We start from the raw sequence: 16,430 nt of genomic DNA, 5'->3' as shown, positions 1-16,430 counted from the left end.
CATTATTTTTAATAAAAACAAAAAAACAGTGAATTCGGACAATTAACACGCAAAATGGACCTAACATCATAATTATGTGTGAAAAACAGCCTCAAATTTCAGTTTGTTTCTACTTCAATTATTTAATAGATAAATATAAAACAAAAAGCCGGATCACTTTGCAGTTTTCCGGCTTACATTAAAATATATTAAAGAACATCATGGACGAGGAATAAAGCCCACAGCATCATATACTGCATTTAATGTTATTTGAGCTCGCGTACTTGCTTTTTCAGCCCCACTTTTCATGATCTCATCAAGACGACTTTGATCTTCACGGATCTCTTTAAACCGAGATTGGATCGGCTCAATCATTGCGACAACAGCATCTGCGGTATCTTTCTTCAAATGACCATACATCTTGTCTTCATATTCAGGGACTAAATCGACAATAGCGCGCTTAGTTGCTACCGAAAGTAACGTCAGTAAATTAGATACACCTGGCTTCTCTGCTCTATCAAAGTAAATACGTGCTTGCTCATCGGAATCCGTTACTGCTTTTTTAAGTTTTTTCTCTATTTTTTTCGGCTCATCTAACATCATAATAAACGCATTAGGATTATCATCTGATTTAGACATCTTCTTTAATGGATCCTGCAAACTCATCACACGTGCTCCCAGCTCCGGTATATATGGTTCTGGTAATTTAAACACATCACCATATAAGTTATTAAACCGCGTAGCGATATCTCTTGTGAGTTCTAAATGTTGCTTTTGGTCTTCACCGACTGGCACTTGAGCCGCTTGATATAACAATATATCAGCAGCCTGCAATGCAGGGTACGAAAATAGTCCAACATTAATATTATTTGCATGTTTTGCCGACTTGTCTTTGAACTGTGTCATGCGATTCAATTCACCCATTTGGGCGTAACAATTCAGTACCCAACCTAACTGGGCATGCTCTGGCACTTGTGATTGCACAAAAAGCGCTGCTTTTTCGGGATCAATACCACAAGCAACATATAGTGCGATTCCATTTAGTACGCGGTCACGAAGTTCTTCTGGTTTTTGACGCACTGTAATCGCATGAAGGTCAGCAAGCATAAAGTAACTTTCATGATTTTCTTGCAAGTTAAGCCACTGATTAATAGCACCAACATAATTGCCTATCGTCATACCACCTGTTGGCTGCATGCCACTCAACACTACTGGTTTGCTCATGATGTTCCTTTATATCTAAATATTAAATTCGCTTGGTTAAAATAGGGATTATATCTAAGAATCCCTCACAGAGGTACTCTGGATTAAAATCTTCTAAATTGCAGCCTTGGTTATAACCGTATTTTAAGGCGATAACGTCTACTTCTGCATTTTTGGCCGCCAATATATCGCTTTTCGAATCGCCAATCATTATCGCATCGCTCGGTTTAATACCCAACGCTTTGCATGCCATTAAAACCGGTTCAGGATTTGGCTTTTTCGCCGTATCATCACCACAAACAAGCACTTCAAAATGGTGATTAAGTGATAGTTTATCTAAAAGCTGCTCGGTAAATGCCCTGTCTTTATTGGTCACCACAGCCTTAGGTAAATGCGCCAGCGCAGACAAACCTGTCTCTACATGTGCATACAAAGCGGCGTAATTACCCACAATATCATGATAGTGTACCTTGAACCGGACAATTGCGTTATCTACAAGCGATTGGCTCAACTCAGGGTTAACTAGCATGTCTCCTGTTAAACCACGCTTCACCAATATTGTAATGCCATTACCCACCCATGTTTTAACTTGCGCGTAGCTGACGATCGGATAGGCTACCTCTGTCAATGTCAGGTTTAAAGCCATATACATATCTTCGACGCTATCAACTAACGTTCCATCTAGGTCGAACAACACACCTTGATAACTCATGATCCAACCTTTGCAAGTTCATCACGCATTTGCTCTATAACCGTTTTATAATCTGGTTGGCTAAATATGGCTGACCCCGCCACAAACATATCTGCACCTGCAGCGGCTACTTCTGCGATATTGTCTACTTTAATACCACCATCAACTTCTAGACGAATGTCTCTCCCTGAGTTTCTGATAAGTGTCTTAACTTTTTTTAACTTACTTATCGTTTCTGGGATAAAGCTTTGACCACCAAAACCTGGATTTACTGACATTAATAAAATGACATCAAGCTTATGTATAACATGGTCAAGATAATGTAACGGCGTCGCAGGATTGAACACTAATCCTGCTTGGCAGCCATGTTCTTTAATCAAGCTAATTGTGCGATCTATATGCTCACTTGCTTCTGGATGAAATGTAATAATACTCGCACCAGCATTCGCAAAGTCGGGAATTAGTCTATCAACAGGCTTCACCATTAAATGCACATCGATTGGTGCGGTAATACCATAATTCCGAAGCGCTTTGCAGACCATTGGCCCTATTGTTAAGTTAGGCACATAATGGTTATCCATGACATCAAAATGTACAACATCCGCACCAGATTTAAGAACGCGCTCTACATCTTCGCCTAACCTTGCAAAGTCTGCTGATAGAATAGACGGAGCAATGAGATATTTTGCTTTTTCAGACACTATAATACTTCCTGATATATCGAATTATCAGGCTCACTTTACCGCAATTTTTACTCCGACCCCAGTGAAAATGAGCGTAATCGACTTCATTGAATTTGATATCGACTAAGCTATGATAATTGTGTTTGTTTTATGAGCATCTATTGTGTATTATCTAATGATAACTTGTAAGTGAGGGTAGTTATTATGTTGAGTCGGCTAAAAACACGGATGCTTGGGCTTTCAGCGATTGCGATTGTTTCTTTAGGTGCAATTTCATATGATAATGCTCAATTAGTACTTGCAGAACACAAAAATTGTGGCTGTAATACAACACTTCAGACCACAAATCAAAATACTTTAATCTGTAAACGTGAAGCCCACACAAGCTGGTACGCATGGTTAACAGGTGAGAGTAGCAGTGCCCAGTTCCATTACTTGGATTTACTCGAATTACTTTTAGGCTCTAAACAATCGAGTGATAACAGCAATAGGTTAACATCACACCTATAAAAAAGGACTGCTACGACATGAAGTTACTCAGCATTTTCCAAAGTGTATTAGCTGCTTTATTTGGCGTACAAAGTCACGGCAAATATGAGTTTGATTTCAATTCTGGCTCTTTTTTACCTTATGCTGTCGTTGGTATAGCACTTGTTACGGGGTTCGTTGTCGCACTTGTTGTCTTGGTTAATTTCATTCTCAACTAATTTCTTTAAAAGGAAGAATGGTTAACTCTTACAATAAAGCGCCATTAATTCATTCACCTTATTTCGACTCCCACCTTTTGGACTGATCGTTCTTTTTACTTGAATAACATCTAACGATGCTTGACTGTAAATTTTACGTGTCCAAGCCGTATCGTGATTGGATATCAAAACAGGTGTCGACTGCTCAAATGCTGAAACTTCCGCTAAATTGGCTAAAATAGCTTGATCATTTAAATCAAAACCACCTTTCGCATAAGAGGTAAATGAAGCCGTCTTACTTAACGGGACGTATGGTGGATCACAATATACGACGGCATTATTCGGCAAACTCTTAAATACCTGAGCGTAACCTTTACACGTAAAAGTCGCTTTTTGTGCCTTTTGAGCAAATGTGTATAGTTCTTTCTCTGGGAAATATGGTTTCTTATATTTGCCAAACGGTACGTTAAAAATGCCTTTTAAATTATATCTGCATAAACCATTGTAGCCATGCCTATTCATATATAAAAAAAGAATTGCGCGCTCATAAATATCAACGCTTGCGTTAAACTGCTTTCGGTAGTCATAATAAGCATCAGCATGATTATTGAGATCAACAAAGAGTTTACGAGCATCGCTTACAAACTCATCAGGTTGGAGCTTCAATTCATTATACAAATTGATCAAATCGGCATTAATATCGTTTAAGACATAGCGCTTAAAGTCCGTATTCAAAAACACTGAACCAGCACCAACAAAAGGCTCAACTAGAGTATCGGCACTTTGACTTGCTAACGATAAACGTTGCGCTATGCCATCTACCAGACTATATTTTCCGCCTGCCCATTTTAAAAAGGCTCGGGTCTTTTGTTGCATACTGACTCTATTTATTTTGAAGTTGCGCGATTTTACACTAAAATCTACCAATTACCGAATGAACAAAGCAATTTCCTGCTTGATTTTAGTCTGCTTTTTAAAGAATGGTTGTCCCGTGAGCAAATCTTTTGGCAATTTCGCTTTTCCTATTTTTGCCGCATCGATTGTAGAGTAACCACTTTGGATAACTATCCACCATACAACCTCGGCTCGGTTTGTGCCGTAAATTTTTAAATCACTAACGCGTTGCTCATGAGCAGAAACAAAAGCCTCTGCAATTGTTTTATCTTTTACCGCTAATAATTGAATAACCCAGTTAGAATCAGGCTCAGATAACAGATTCAAGTGATCATCAACAGCGCTAACACTTTCCACATCCGCAGCCACCTCATTTAATTCTAAAAACTCGGCACTTTCTTCTTTTCTAAGCTCAGACGTAACGGCTACCGAAAGTTGCTTCGGTTTATTATCCGTCACAATCTTATCCACTTCGGCTTTTTGAGGAGTGTGGGTAAGCGCAGAAAAAATGGCACTCGTCTCTGCCTTATTTTGTACTTCTAGTGCATCACCGATTGACACAACAGCTGTTCCATTCAAAACATCATCTGATACTTCAGTCTTACTGCCATCACCTATAATTAACTCATTACTATGCAATGGTGTTTTTAAAATCCGAGTGCTTGGCAGTACGGTGTTAACAACAACTTTTTCCTCACTCATCTCGGGTATCAAGCTCGTAATTTCTTTTTGATACACAAAAGCAACCATCAAAAGTGCCAATAAAACAGTCAGCAATGTCAAATGCCACTGCATCTTTATAAATTTACTGGATGCTGGTTTTTCTAACTGTTGCGTTTCAGGCTGCCAATCTAACAAGATTGCAGGGTTACCATGAGATGCACTCAAAAAGGTTTGGAAAATTGGATCTTCATCAACAGGCAACTGCTTAAAAAACATTTTCATTAACGTCTTGGACTCAGACAATGAGAGTGGCTCTAAATGTAAATCCAATGCTTGCGGGACCATCATCGGTGATTGTGCAGTGACAAGAATATATATTTTTTCAATGCCCTGTTTTGCTATGTTTTGTAGCTCCGTGATCATTTCATCAGATAAATGTCGCGCGCCATCCAAAACCCATAAGCAAGGGCCTGATGGAGAATGATTGTGTAAATTTACGAAATTCTCACTTAAGGTGTGAGTTTGATCAATTAATGGGGAGCGAAAACTGTGCTGTAATAATTGAACTGTTAGATCTATATCTTTTGAGTTTGCTGATAATTTAATAAATGCTTTATTAAATTCAGCATATTTATCTGTAATGAATGACTCTGCTAAATAGCTTTTTCCTAATCCAGAAGCCCCTATTAAGCAAATCAAATTCTGCCCATATTCAAACTGTAATTCAATTCGATTAACTAAAGCAGCTCTACTGGGCAATATTTGAGATTGCATTAGCGCCCTATTAGCGTACTCACAGCGTCATCAGAAACATCGTCTACCAATGCGCAATTACCCAACTTCGTTGGTACGATAAAGCGAATGCGGCCTTGCTTATTCTTTTTATCTTTACGCATATGAAATAAGAATTCAGCACTAGTCATATTATCAGGAATATCAATAGGTAAGTCATACAAAGATAACAAACCTTCAATTCTTTCAACTTCTTTAGCCATTAATGCACCACGTTGATATGCTAACTTAATAGCCAACATCATACCTGAAGACACCGCTTCACCATGCAGCCATTTTCCATAGCCCATCTGTGCTTCAATAGCATGGCCAAAGGTGTGACCTAGATTTAGCAATGCACGCAAGCCAGCCTCCTTTTCATCATGTGCAACTATTTCAGCTTTAATTTGGCAGCAACGATGGATAACTTGCATCAGTGAGTCGACGTTTAACGCTTTTAACTTTGCATGGTTATCTTCAAGGAAGGCTAGAAAGTCAACATCATAAATTAAGCCATACTTAATCACTTCAGCCATACCTGCCGAAAACTCTCGAGGTGGTAATGTCAGAAGTGTATCAGTATCAATAAAAACGGCAATTGGTTGATAAAAAGCCCCTATCATATTTTTACCAAGAGGATGATTCACAGCGGTTTTACCACCGACAGATGAGTCGACTTGTGATAATAAGGTTGTTGGTATTTGTATAAAAGGAATACCACGCTGATAACATGCTGCAACGAACCCTGTCAGATCTCCTATTACTCCCCCGCCTAAAGCAATTAAACAAGTGTCTCGCCCACAATTGTTTTCCAATAAAAAGGCAGATACCTGTTCAAAATACTCTAATGTTTTATATTGCTCTCCATCCGGTAGAACAATATGTAAGGGGGCGTGTTCACCTAAACTACGTAACAAACCATTCAAATACAATGGTGCTATAGTTTGGTTAGTTACGATAACAGGTCGGCATGTACCAACATAGTGTTTTAATTTCTGCCCATCAGACAATAGATTTTGACCAATATAAATTGGATAACTACGCTCGTTCAAATCCACTTTTAATTCAAGCATGCATCCCTCTCATATTGGTCATTTCACTAGAAGTCTAGTTTATCTATTATTTGATTCGCAACTACTTTTGCGCTTTGCTCATCTGTTCGAACAATGTGATCTGCCACTTCTTTATAAAGTGGTTCGCGCTCTTCAGCCAAACGCTCAAGAACATCTCTTGGCGCTTCTTCTGTTTGCAATAGTGGACGGCGCTTGTCACGCTGTGTACGAGCAACTTGTTTCTCAATTGGCGTTTCTAGGTAAACAACAATACCGCGCGCAGATAACTTGTTACGCACTTCTTTGCTGACTACCGAACCTCCACCAGTTGCTAAAACAATACCTTGTAGCTCGGTTAGATCTGAAATCACGCCTTCTTCGCGTGTTCTAAAACCATCCTCACCTTCAAGATCAAACACCCACGCAATATCTGCGCCAGTACGGCGTTCAATTTCTTGATCCGAGTCTACAAATTCAAGGTGTAATTGATCAGCAAGGTGCCGACCAATCGTGCTCTTACCAGCCCCCATCGGGCCCACTAGAAATATATTACGTTTCTCAGCCATATCTTTTTAGTACTAACGAACTCTAAAATTTGAAATAAAACCCCGCCTAACGACCTGGCCCCAAAATTAAGGGGGGGATTATCTCAGTAATTCGTGAACGATTTCAAGTCAAATAGTATAAAAAGCATCTACTGAACCTAAAATCAACCTATTATTAGTCAATTACTGACCATCTAACATTATTTTTGGGGTTACAAATATCAATAATTCTTTCTTTTCATTAATCTCACGGGTATTTCTAAACAACATCCCTAAGTATGGAAGGTCACCTAACAACGGAATCTTGCTTACTGCACTGGTAATTTCCTGTTGATAAATACCGCCTAACACCACAGTCTGACCATTTTCTACCAAAACTTGAGTCTGAATCTGCTGTGTATTGATTGCAACAGCAGGTCCACTTGGCGTTTGTACATTATCACCGCGTGTGTCCTGCGTAATCACCAAGTCTAGTATAATTTTGTTATCTGGTGTGATTTGTGGTGTAACTTCTAAACTTAACACTGCCTTTTTAAAACTGACAGAAGCCGCACCACTAGAAGAAGCCTCAACATAAGGAATTTCTGTACCTTGTTCTATACGCGCTTTCTTCTGGTTTGCTGTTGTAATACTCGGGGTTGCAATTATCTCTCCCTTGTTTTCTTGCTCTAATGCAGACAACTCCAAGTCTATTAACGTTCCATCTGCCAATTTTGCAATATGAACACCAATTCTACCGGCCGAAGTACCCGCCACTGGTAAGTTTACATTTAATCGATCTGTAAATGCAGGAATAGTACCATTGGATAACTCATTTGCGCCTTGTAACGAGCCTGAAATCGCATCAGAGCCTTGTTGGTCACTAAACCCCCATCGAATGCCGATATCCTCTTGCACGTTGTCCTTAACCGTTACCATACGAGATTCTATACGTACCTGCTTTACTGGTACGTCTAATGTCTCAACCATGCGTCGAATACTTTCAATACTTCTTGCGCTATCTTTAATCAACAACGTATTTGTACGATTATCGACAGATACACTACCTCGTTCACTAATGATACTGTTGATATCCGTTTTTAACAAATCCGCAAATTCTTCTGCCTTCGCATAATTTAATTGGATATACTCGCTGTACAAAGGCTCTAACTCTTCAACTTGTTTACGTGCTTGTAATTCTTTCGCTTCTCGTGCAGCTAACTCTTCTGAAGGCGCAACCATTAAAATTGACCCCTCCATCCGCTTGTCTAGTCCTTTTACTCGCAAAACCACATCAAGTGCCTGATCCCAAGGCACCCCATCTAAACGCAGTGTAATATTACCGCTGACCGAATCACTCGTTACTAGATTGAAGTTATTCGTATCTGCAATAATCTGTAGCACTGAACGAACAGGGATATTCTGAAAATTAAGTGTAATTGGCTGCCCTTGATAATTTTTCTTTTCTCCAAATACCTGCTGTTCATTATCTTTTTCTACCGTTAAAGTAAAAATACTATCTAATTGCTGGTAGGTATATTTAAATGCTGCGTTTGGCTCAATCACTAAACGCGTTTTATTTTCTTCTTTAAAAGTTTCAACCTTACTGACCACAGTACCAAAATCTAATACATCCAGTTCATATAAATGCTCATCAAGGATCGCTGTATGGTGGAAATCAGCTATGATCTTCCCGCCTCGTTCTTGCACATCAATTGCCGCATGCCCGCTTTCTAAAAAAGCAAATACTGTAGCTTCACCTCTTTCTCCCCGACGAAAGTCAATCGACTGGATTGTATTAATGTGTGTGGCAACATTGTCACCTGCAGGGTCTAACGTCTCGAGTGCGATCGGATTTTCTGAAACCTGTAAATAAACTAAATTGTTTTTTACTCGAACCTTATAAAGCTTTAACTTGTCCATAACAACCGTCACGGAGAAGCCCTGTTTACCCATATTGCTTTCAATGCGTTTTATGCCTGCTTTATTTACCTCAAGTACTTTTAAACTCTCTTCAAATTCTGCATCAGGAAAAAACAACTGTAATCTAGCTGGTGAATTTAATACTTTAACTACTGGCTCTATATCTAATTGCTCATCAAAAACAAATTGTAATTCCGTTTCATCATTTGGCACTGGGTTATAGCGAACGTCATAAAGCATAGGGACAGCTTGAGCCAACCCAGAGAAAGTAAACAGGACCACAGAAAACGTTGCGTTTAACCAAAAATTCAAACCCTTGCGAGCCATAATAGTGCTACCTTTATTGTTATTCACCTGTACCGGTTTCTTCTGATTCATGTATTTCTACTTTTGTTAACCGTTCTTTCCAACAACCAGTACCGTCGGGTATTAATTCTAATAACTCGATATGATCAGGGTTCACACTAACCACTTCACCATGATACAACCCCATATATTGGCCTTGTTTAATCCTATATAGTCCTTGATCTGACGCTTTAATTAAGGCCCACGTGGCATTAGTTGTGGCAATTGTGCCTTTCATTTCTAAGTTATCCAATGGATATTTTTCCAATGGGTCTCTGGCTCGATTCGGATCTGGATGCAGACAATTCCGTATCTGCACCATTTTACTTTCTATTACTTCTGGCTCTGGTGCCACAAAAGGGCTGCGCAAGTTTTCCGCATCATAAGCAAAATGTATAAACTCTCGCATTTCTGGAATAGGCTCAACTTTGGGCGTTGCACTCGCCTGTATTTGATCGATATATTCTTTTTGTTCAGCAGTATCATCATTACATGCGCATAATAGTAGCGTACTAAAAAATAAGCACGGTAAACGATACATCACTTACGTTCCCCCTGTTCATAACGATACGTTTTTGCTATCACACTAAATACCAAATCATTATTACCCGCATTTTCGATCTGAAAATCGTGCAAACTCACTATTCTAGGTAACTGAGCCACCTTCCCAACAAACTTACCAAATTCATGGTAAGTTCCTACTATTTCCAGTTTAATTGGTAATTCAGTGTAGAACTCCTTCTTGACTTCAGGCAGCCACCCTATTTTCAAAAATGTTAAACCACTTGAAGTACCCACATACGTTAAATCATCTAATAACCCTGGCGTTTCATTCGACGTTGGTAGCCGGCGTAGTAGCTGGGAAAATTGTGCTTCCATATCTAACATTTGCTGACGATATAAATCTAAGTTATTTGCGCGAGCATATTTTATGCGATAACTCGTTCTAAATTCTTCTTCCGCATTAACCGCGCTTTCATATCGGCTAATTGAGGTAGACACAAGTAAACTGTACCCAACCACAAAAGTAATTACGACGACTACGACACAGCATAAAACTTTGACGACAAAAGGCCATTCACCGATATTGTCTAGCTCAATTTCATTCCAATCAATATCTTGTAGAGATTTCAAGTCAAAATTCACAGTTTATATTGCCACCCTAAAGTTACTTTCCACGCTGAGAATCTTCAATTTGTTGAAATGATTTTACATAAAAATGCATGCTAAAATCACTCAATAAACGCGACCGTTGCTCACCAGCGACAATACCTTGAATGATAGGTCGCTCCAATAAATATGACGCTTCAACTTGTCTCAGCATTTGTGATAGTCGATTATTTGACTCACTTCTACCAACAACTTTCAATAAGTTACCTTTTCGCTCTAAGCTTGTAAGGTACACACCTGCAGGTACTACTCGCGTAATTTCATCTATTATTTGAGTACCCAAATTTCGATTACTTTGTAATTCTTCAATCAAACGAATGCGTCTTTGCAAATTGTTTTTCTGCTTATTTAAATCATTGATCGCAATAATTCGCGTATCTAACTTAGAGATCTCCGCTTTTAAATAATTATTTTTAATATTTTGCCCTGTGGTTAGACTATCGTAAAACGCACCGATGAAATACATCACTAAACAAACCACACCGATAATTAAACCTATTATTGTCAAAAACTTCTGCTGTGATGCTTGTCGTTCTTGCTCTCTCCAAGGAAGTAAATTTATATGTGGCATGATGTAAAACTCCTAAGTGCCAAACCCGTCGCTATTGCAAACTGAGCTCGGTGCCGTTGTAATACATTACGGTCTACCTTTGGCGATACTTCCATATCCGCAAATGGATCAGCCACTATGGTATGAATACCTAATTCATCCACTAACAATCTATCCAACCCCTCAACCAGCGAAGTTCCTCCTGTTAGTACTACATAATCTACGTGATCTTTACCGCTAGTCGTCATGAACATTTGTACAGCTCTTCTTACTTGCTGCAATAACGCAGTCTGAAAAGGGGCAAGTACTTCAAAAGTATAGTTAAGGGGTAAATCTCCGGTCGTTTTAGCAATTTCAGCTTCATCGAAACTTTTATTGTAATAGGCAACAATACTATTTGTGTACTGCTCTCCACCAAACACTTGATCTCTTGTATAAATCGCTTTTCCAGATTGAATCACACTCACTAACGTAATCACAGCGCCAATATCAATCACCGCAACCACTTTATCAAATGCATCGGAAGGCAATTGCCCATACAAAACATCTAAAGAACGTCCAAGCGCATAACTTTCTACATCGACAACTTTTGTTTTATAACCTGCATCATCTAACGCGTTAACACGTGCTTGCACACTTTCAGTACGCGCTGCTGACAACAGTACATTTACTTTAGACGGATCGGCTTCATTAACAGAGATCTTTTCAAAATCTAGGCTAACCTCATCCAAGGGATAAGGTATCAAGCTATCGGCTTCTATCGCAATTTGCGACTCTAATTCAGCATCAGTTAATGAAACATCCATGAAAATTACTTTAGTAATGACGCTTTGACCTGATACTGCGACTGCTGCATACGGTGTATGTTTGGGTAAACGCTTTTTAAGTTTGCTAATAACACGGCCTATCGCTTCAATATCTTGGATCGCACGTTCAGACATTGCACCTTTTGGGACAGGCTCTATTGCAACCGCTTCAACCCTAAAACCAGTATTAGATTGTGATAACAGTACCGCTTTGGCGCAATGTGAGCCAATATCGATACCGAACATCATTGGCGCTTGTTTTTTGAATAATTTGCTAAGCATGCCTGTCGCCTAATATCCTTTGTTTTATGTATGAACGAGTTATAATTATACGTACAATAGTTATTAATCATTTTTTATTCAGATATACTAGCAGTGTCTACCTATAATTGGGAGCCTAACTAGGGAATATTCCGTGACAATATTGAAGAGAGCTATACAGTTTTTCATCGCGTGTACCATTTTAGGTCTATTAACATTAATCAGTCTTTATTACTATGTCAAATCAGATATCCCCAGTGTCGCAGTGCTTAAAGAGGTACAATTACAAACACCGATGCAAGTATTTACCAAAGACGGTAAGTTAATAAATCAATTCGGTGAAAAAAGGCGTATCCCTGTACGCATCGAGGATATTCCCCAACCGCTTATTGATGCCATACTCGCAACTGAGGATAATCGCTTTTACGAGCACTTCGGTATCGATCCCATAGGGATTGTGCGCTCATTTATTGTTTTAGTAAGCACTGGTGAAAAAAAGCAAGGCGCGAGTACAATTACCATGCAGCTAGCAAGAAATTTCTTCTTAACAAGAGAGAAAGCGTACATTCGTAAAGTTAAAGAAATTTTCATCGCCTTACATATTGAACAATTACTAAGTAAAGATGAGATATTGGCTTTATACCTTAATAAAATAGAACTCGGTCATAGAGCCTTTGGTATTGGTGCTGCAGCACAAGTATATTATGGTAAAGAGTTGGGTGAACTCACACTCGCTCAAATGGCTATGATAGCAGGGCTTCCAAAAGCGCCTTCAGCCCTCAACCCGATTAGCAACCCAACTCGCGCAAAACAGCGTAGAAATGTCGTGCTTGGTCGTATGTTTAAAGAGCACTACATTGATCAAGTCACTTATCATAAAGCGACTGAAGCACCAATTACCGCGCGCCGTCATGGCGCTGAAATAGAACTATATGCTCCTTATATTTCTGAAATGGTACGCGCATATATGGTAGAACGCTACGGTACAGATAAAGCCTATAATAGTGGATTTAGAGTCTTTACCAGTGTCGAGTCTGATATTCAAGCTGCCGCTCAACGTGCTCTCGTTAACAACCTACACAAATATGATATGCGCCATGGTTACCGAGGACCAGAAAAAACGCTATGGCAGCCAACAATTGATATTCCCTGGAACGAACAAGCCATAATATCTTACTTAAAAACAGTAAAGGAGATTGCCCCACTGAAGGCGGCTGTTGTGACCCATATTTCTGAAAAATCAGCAACAGTTTTGAACAAAGCTGGCGCTTATCATACGATTGAATGGAGTGGACTAAATTGGGCTCGTAGTTTCATTTCTCAAACACGGCAAGGATTACCACCTAAGACCGTTGACGACATTTTATCTCCGGGTATGCAAATATGGATAAGAAACCATAATCAACAATGGCAACTCAGTCAGTACCCTACGCCTTCCAGCGCACTCGTATCACTCGATCCACAAGATGGGCGTATCAAAGCATTGGTCGGTGGCTATAGCTTTGCACAAAGTCAGTACAATCGTGCAACACAAGCAAAAAGACAGGTCGGTTCAAACATCAAGCCTTTTATTTATTCGGCAGCCCTTGAAAGTGACTACTCTCTTGCTACGATTATTAATGATGCCCCTATAAATCACTGGGATAAAACCCAAGGATACTCATGGAGACCTAGGAACAGCCCAGATGTCTACAGTGGTCCAATTCGTATTCGCCGCGCATTAGCACAATCCAAAAATGTTGTTTCCGTTCGCCTTTTGCGAGGCGTAGGGTTACAAGAAAGTGCCGATCATTTATTAAAATTTGGATTTCAAGATGAAGATATTAATCGGAGCGAATCCTTGGCGCTGGGTAGCGCAGCCATGACTCCGCTTGAAATGGCTAGAGGCATGAGCACTTTTGCCAACAGAGGTCATTTAATTGACCCTTATTTCATTAGTGAAATTCAAGATGCCTACGGAAATACACTTGGCACTGCCCAACCCTTAATCGCATGTAATGAAGAACAACAAGATATGCAGACACACCTTTGTGCACCGCAAGTTATTACTGAACAAAATGCGTTTTTAGTCTCTAGTGCCATGCATAGCGCTATTTGGGGTGGAGGTAGCTGGCGACACAAAACAGGATGGACAGGTACCGGTTGGCGCGCTCAAAATCTAAAACGCCGTGATTTATCTGGTAAAACAGGCACAACCAACGAAGCAATCGACACATGGTTTAGTGGATTTAACCAAAATGTGCTTACCACTGTATGGGTGGGATTCGACGATGCTAGCAAACCATTAGGTCGAGCGGCCTACAATAATAGTTTAGGTAAAAACCAACTTGTAGGCGCTGAGTCCGGCGCTATTTCAGCGCAGCCAGCTTGGATTGAATTCATGCGCTCTGCACTGGTGAATGAACCCCTCGCACCGATAGACCCCCCGCCTGGGTTAATTTCGGTACGTATAGATTTAAAAACCGGATTGCTTAGCCACAAAAATGATTTCACTAGTCGTTTTGAATATTTTGAATCAGGCACTGCACCCACAAAATATGTATTAGATACTGGAGCGAGTACGCCATTTGATGATCCACTACCTGTACAGGATGAATTATTTTAGTTCACTCATTGAAAAATAGAACTGCATAAACATAAAAAGCCAATCAAAATACGATTGGCTTTTTTAGTACAACATCGATCATCTATTACGCTTCAAGATCTGCCATATAATTTTCTGGCAAGGCTATTTGGGCAACACCTGAGTCAATCGCAGCATGAGCAACTGCTTTCGCTATACGTGGTAATAAGCGTGGGTCCATCGGTTTAGGGATAATATACTGTGCTCCAAACTCTAAGCTTTCTACATCAGCTGCTTTTAATACTTGTTCAGGAACAGGCTCTTTGGCAATACTTCGGATAGCTTCAACGGCTGCTATCTTCATTTCGTCATTAATCGCAGTTGCACGCACATCCAATGCTCCGCGGAAAATAAACGGGAAACATAGCACGTTATTCACTTGATTTGGATAATCTGAACGACCAGTTGCCATAATTAAATCTTTGCGAGCACTATGTGCCAATTCAGGATTAATTTCTGGATCAGGGTTTGAGCAGGCAAATACAACTGGCTTTTCATTCATCAACTTCAAATCATCAGCTGAGAGCAAATCTGGTCCAGATACGCCAACAAACACATCAGCATCAGCGATTACATCTTGTAACGTGCGCTTATCTGTGTTGTTTGCAAATAATTGCTTGTATTCATTTAAATCATCACGACGCGTATGAATAACACCTTTACGGTCTAACATATATATATGTTCACGTTGAGCACCGCACTTAATTAATAACTCCATACAAGCAATAGCCGCAGCCCCTGCACCAAGACACACTATAATAGCATCTTGAATGTTTTTTCCTTGGATCTCTAAGGCATTAAGCATACCGGCTGCAGTTACAATTGCTGTACCGTGTTGGTCATCGTGAAACACTGGAATATCACAACGCTCTATCAGTGCTTTCTCAATTTCAAAGCACTCAGGCGCTTTAATATCTTCGAGATTAATACCACCAAAAGTATCTGCTATGTTTGCAACCGTATTAATAAAGTCTTCAGTTGTACGATGCTTTACTTCAATATCTATGGAGTCAAGCCCCGCAAAACGCTTAAAAAGTAAAGATTTACCTTCCATTACAGGTTTAGAGGCAAGCGGCCCCAAATTTCCTAGACCTAAAATAGCCGTACCGTTACTGATCACAGCCACCATATTGCCTTTACCAGTATATTTATACGCGTTTGCTGGATCTGCCGCGATTTCGCGCACAGGTTCGGCCACACCGGGGCTATACGCTAATGCGAGGTCTTTTACGGTTTCCGCTGGCTTGGTCAGTTCAACACTGATTTTACCTGGAACGGGATGAGCATGATAATGTAAAGCTTGTTCACGAAAGTCTGACATGACGCGATATATTCCTGCAAGAAGTTAAAAGTGAGAGTGAAGTTCCGCAATTAAGTAAACAATACCTTGTTTGCAAATATATTCAAGCAATATCAGGTCTATCCTGTGATGACACTTTACAAGCATTTTCTCTGACTTTTACTGGCATTTAACTTACTTTATCTACATTTATTCGTTCTTACTCGCTTAAAAACAAGTAAACCATCATTCATATCGAATGAAAAAAAACCCAAAAAAGAGACGAATAGCAAAATAAGCTAATAAAATCCAAAAAATAGCATTTTT

The 16,430-nt window shown here is 39.7% G+C and carries 16 protein-coding genes; 3 read left to right on the top strand and 13 right to left on the bottom strand.

The window, feature by feature from the left end; genetic code table 11:
- Positions 1-198: 198 nt before the first annotated feature.
- Genes trpS through rpe form a run of 3 tightly spaced genes read right to left on the bottom strand, consistent with a single transcriptional unit; the run spans position 199 to position 2,574 of the window.
- Entirely contained in the window at positions 199-1,203 is a 1,005-nt protein-coding gene (gene trpS, locus J8L97_RS10280) for a tryptophan--tRNA ligase (protein ID WP_211049355.1), read from the bottom strand.
- 22 nt (positions 1,204-1,225) lie between these two features.
- Complete coding sequence (locus J8L97_RS10275) at positions 1,226-1,894, bottom strand: HAD-IA family hydrolase (RefSeq protein ID WP_192506084.1); 669 nt, start codon at positions 1,892-1,894, stop codon at positions 1,226-1,228.
- Positions 1,891-2,574 carry a ribulose-phosphate 3-epimerase gene (gene rpe, locus J8L97_RS10270; protein WP_210997794.1) on the bottom strand — a complete coding sequence of 228 codons (684 nt, stop codon included), beginning with the start codon at positions 2,572-2,574 and terminating at the stop codon, positions 1,891-1,893. Before rpe ends, J8L97_RS10275 begins: the two co-directional genes overlap by 4 nt.
- A gap of 186 nt (positions 2,575-2,760) precedes the next feature.
- Here rpe and J8L97_RS10265 point away from each other — a divergent pair, with 186 nt between their 5' ends.
- Together J8L97_RS10265 and J8L97_RS10260 are read left to right on the top strand one after the other, a co-directional pair.
- Positions 2,761-3,066, top strand: coding sequence for a hypothetical protein (locus J8L97_RS10265; protein ID WP_192506086.1), 306 nt, complete (start codon positions 2,761-2,763; stop codon positions 3,064-3,066).
- A 17-nt stretch (positions 3,067-3,083) separates the two neighbouring features.
- Complete coding sequence (locus J8L97_RS10260; RefSeq protein WP_211049352.1) at positions 3,084-3,263, top strand: DUF2970 domain-containing protein; 180 nt, start codon at positions 3,084-3,086, stop codon at positions 3,261-3,263.
- A gap of 21 nt (positions 3,264-3,284) precedes the next feature.
- Here J8L97_RS10260 and J8L97_RS10255 read toward each other — a convergent pair whose 3' ends face one another.
- The 9 genes from J8L97_RS10255 to J8L97_RS10215 form a co-directional block, all read right to left on the bottom strand.
- On the bottom strand, positions 3,285-4,118 hold the full coding sequence (locus J8L97_RS10255) for a Dam family site-specific DNA-(adenine-N6)-methyltransferase (protein ID WP_192506088.1): 834 nt from the start codon (positions 4,116-4,118) through the stop codon (positions 3,285-3,287).
- Between the two features lie 51 nt (positions 4,119-4,169).
- On the bottom strand, positions 4,170-5,573 hold the full coding sequence (locus tag J8L97_RS10250) for an AAA family ATPase (protein WP_211049348.1): 1,404 nt from the start codon (positions 5,571-5,573) through the stop codon (positions 4,170-4,172).
- Entirely contained in the window at positions 5,573-6,643 is a 1,071-nt protein-coding gene (aroB, locus tag J8L97_RS10245; RefSeq protein ID WP_211049345.1) for a 3-dehydroquinate synthase, read from the bottom strand. The genes J8L97_RS10250 and aroB overlap by 1 nt, the downstream gene beginning before the upstream one ends.
- A 26-nt stretch (positions 6,644-6,669) precedes the next feature.
- The gene (gene aroK / locus J8L97_RS10240; protein ID WP_192506091.1) at positions 6,670-7,188 is read right to left on the bottom strand and encodes a shikimate kinase AroK; all 519 of its coding nucleotides are present in this window, start codon (positions 7,186-7,188) and stop codon (positions 6,670-6,672) included.
- Between the two features lie 162 nt (positions 7,189-7,350).
- The gene (locus tag J8L97_RS10235) at positions 7,351-9,447 is read right to left on the bottom strand and encodes a type IV pilus secretin PilQ (RefSeq protein WP_247688632.1); all 2,097 of its coding nucleotides are present in this window, start codon (positions 9,445-9,447) and stop codon (positions 7,351-7,353) included.
- Complete coding sequence (locus tag J8L97_RS10230) at positions 9,416-9,955, bottom strand: pilus assembly protein PilP (RefSeq protein WP_211049343.1); 540 nt, start codon at positions 9,953-9,955, stop codon at positions 9,416-9,418. Before J8L97_RS10230 ends, J8L97_RS10235 begins: the two co-directional genes overlap by 32 nt.
- Entirely contained in the window at positions 9,955-10,560 is a 606-nt protein-coding gene (locus J8L97_RS10225; protein WP_211049340.1) for a type 4a pilus biogenesis protein PilO, read from the bottom strand. Before J8L97_RS10225 ends, J8L97_RS10230 begins: the two co-directional genes overlap by 1 nt.
- Positions 10,561-10,582: 22 nt before the next feature.
- The gene (locus J8L97_RS10220) at positions 10,583-11,155 is read right to left on the bottom strand and encodes a PilN domain-containing protein (protein WP_192506094.1); all 573 of its coding nucleotides are present in this window, start codon (positions 11,153-11,155) and stop codon (positions 10,583-10,585) included.
- Positions 11,143-12,222: a pilus assembly protein PilM gene (locus tag J8L97_RS10215; RefSeq protein WP_211049337.1), complete on the bottom strand. Its 1,080-nt coding sequence runs from the start codon at positions 12,220-12,222 to the stop codon at positions 11,143-11,145. Before J8L97_RS10215 ends, J8L97_RS10220 begins: the two co-directional genes overlap by 13 nt.
- A gap of 133 nt (positions 12,223-12,355) precedes the next feature.
- Here J8L97_RS10215 and J8L97_RS10210 point away from each other — a divergent pair, with 133 nt between their 5' ends.
- Positions 12,356-14,806 (top strand): penicillin-binding protein 1A, encoded by a 2,451-nt coding sequence (locus J8L97_RS10210; protein ID WP_211049334.1) that lies wholly within the window; start codon positions 12,356-12,358, stop codon positions 14,804-14,806.
- A gap of 85 nt (positions 14,807-14,891) precedes the next feature.
- Here the strand turns inward: J8L97_RS10210 and J8L97_RS10205 are convergent, their stop codons facing one another.
- Positions 14,892-16,145, bottom strand: a complete 1,254-nt coding sequence (locus J8L97_RS10205; protein WP_211049331.1) for a malic enzyme-like NAD(P)-binding protein — start codon at positions 16,143-16,145, stop codon at positions 14,892-14,894.
- Positions 16,146-16,430: the final 285 nt, after the last annotated feature.

Origin of the sequence: Pseudoalteromonas sp. MMG012, assembly GCF_018100875.1 — a bacterium.
Classification (GTDB): domain Bacteria; phylum Pseudomonadota; class Gammaproteobacteria; order Enterobacterales; family Alteromonadaceae; genus Pseudoalteromonas; species Pseudoalteromonas aurantia.
This window is presented reverse-complemented; position numbering and strand designations above follow the sequence as displayed.

Coding starts and splice junctions, on each gene's coding strand:
- J8L97_RS10215 (WP_211049337.1), bottom strand. CDS start 12,222: ATGCTTAGCAAATTATTCAAAAAACAAGCGCCAATGATGTTCGGTATC.
- J8L97_RS10265 (WP_192506086.1), top strand. CDS start 2,761: ATGTTGAGTCGGCTAAAAACACGGATGCTTGGGCTTTCAGCGATTGCG.
- J8L97_RS10205 (WP_211049331.1), bottom strand. CDS start 16,145: ATGTCAGACTTTCGTGAACAAGCTTTACATTATCATGCTCATCCCGTT.
- J8L97_RS10230 (WP_211049343.1), bottom strand. CDS start 9,955: ATGTATCGTTTACCGTGCTTATTTTTTAGTACGCTACTATTATGCGCA.
- J8L97_RS10260 (WP_211049352.1), top strand. CDS start 3,084: ATGAAGTTACTCAGCATTTTCCAAAGTGTATTAGCTGCTTTATTTGGC.
- trpS (WP_211049355.1), bottom strand. CDS start 1,203: ATGAGCAAACCAGTAGTGTTGAGTGGCATGCAGCCAACAGGTGGTATG.
- J8L97_RS10275 (WP_192506084.1), bottom strand. CDS start 1,894: ATGAGTTATCAAGGTGTGTTGTTCGACCTAGATGGAACGTTAGTTGAT.
- J8L97_RS10220 (WP_192506094.1), bottom strand. CDS start 11,155: ATGCCACATATAAATTTACTTCCTTGGAGAGAGCAAGAACGACAAGCA.
- aroB (WP_211049345.1), bottom strand. CDS start 6,643: ATGCTTGAATTAAAAGTGGATTTGAACGAGCGTAGTTATCCAATTTAT.
- aroK (WP_192506091.1), bottom strand. CDS start 7,188: ATGGCTGAGAAACGTAATATATTTCTAGTGGGCCCGATGGGGGCTGGT.
- J8L97_RS10235 (WP_247688632.1), bottom strand. CDS start 9,447: ATGAATCAGAAGAAACCGGTACAGGTGAATAACAATAAAGGTAGCACT.
- J8L97_RS10255 (WP_192506088.1), bottom strand. CDS start 4,118: ATGCAACAAAAGACCCGAGCCTTTTTAAAATGGGCAGGCGGAAAATAT.
- J8L97_RS10250 (WP_211049348.1), bottom strand. CDS start 5,573: ATGCAATCTCAAATATTGCCCAGTAGAGCTGCTTTAGTTAATCGAATT.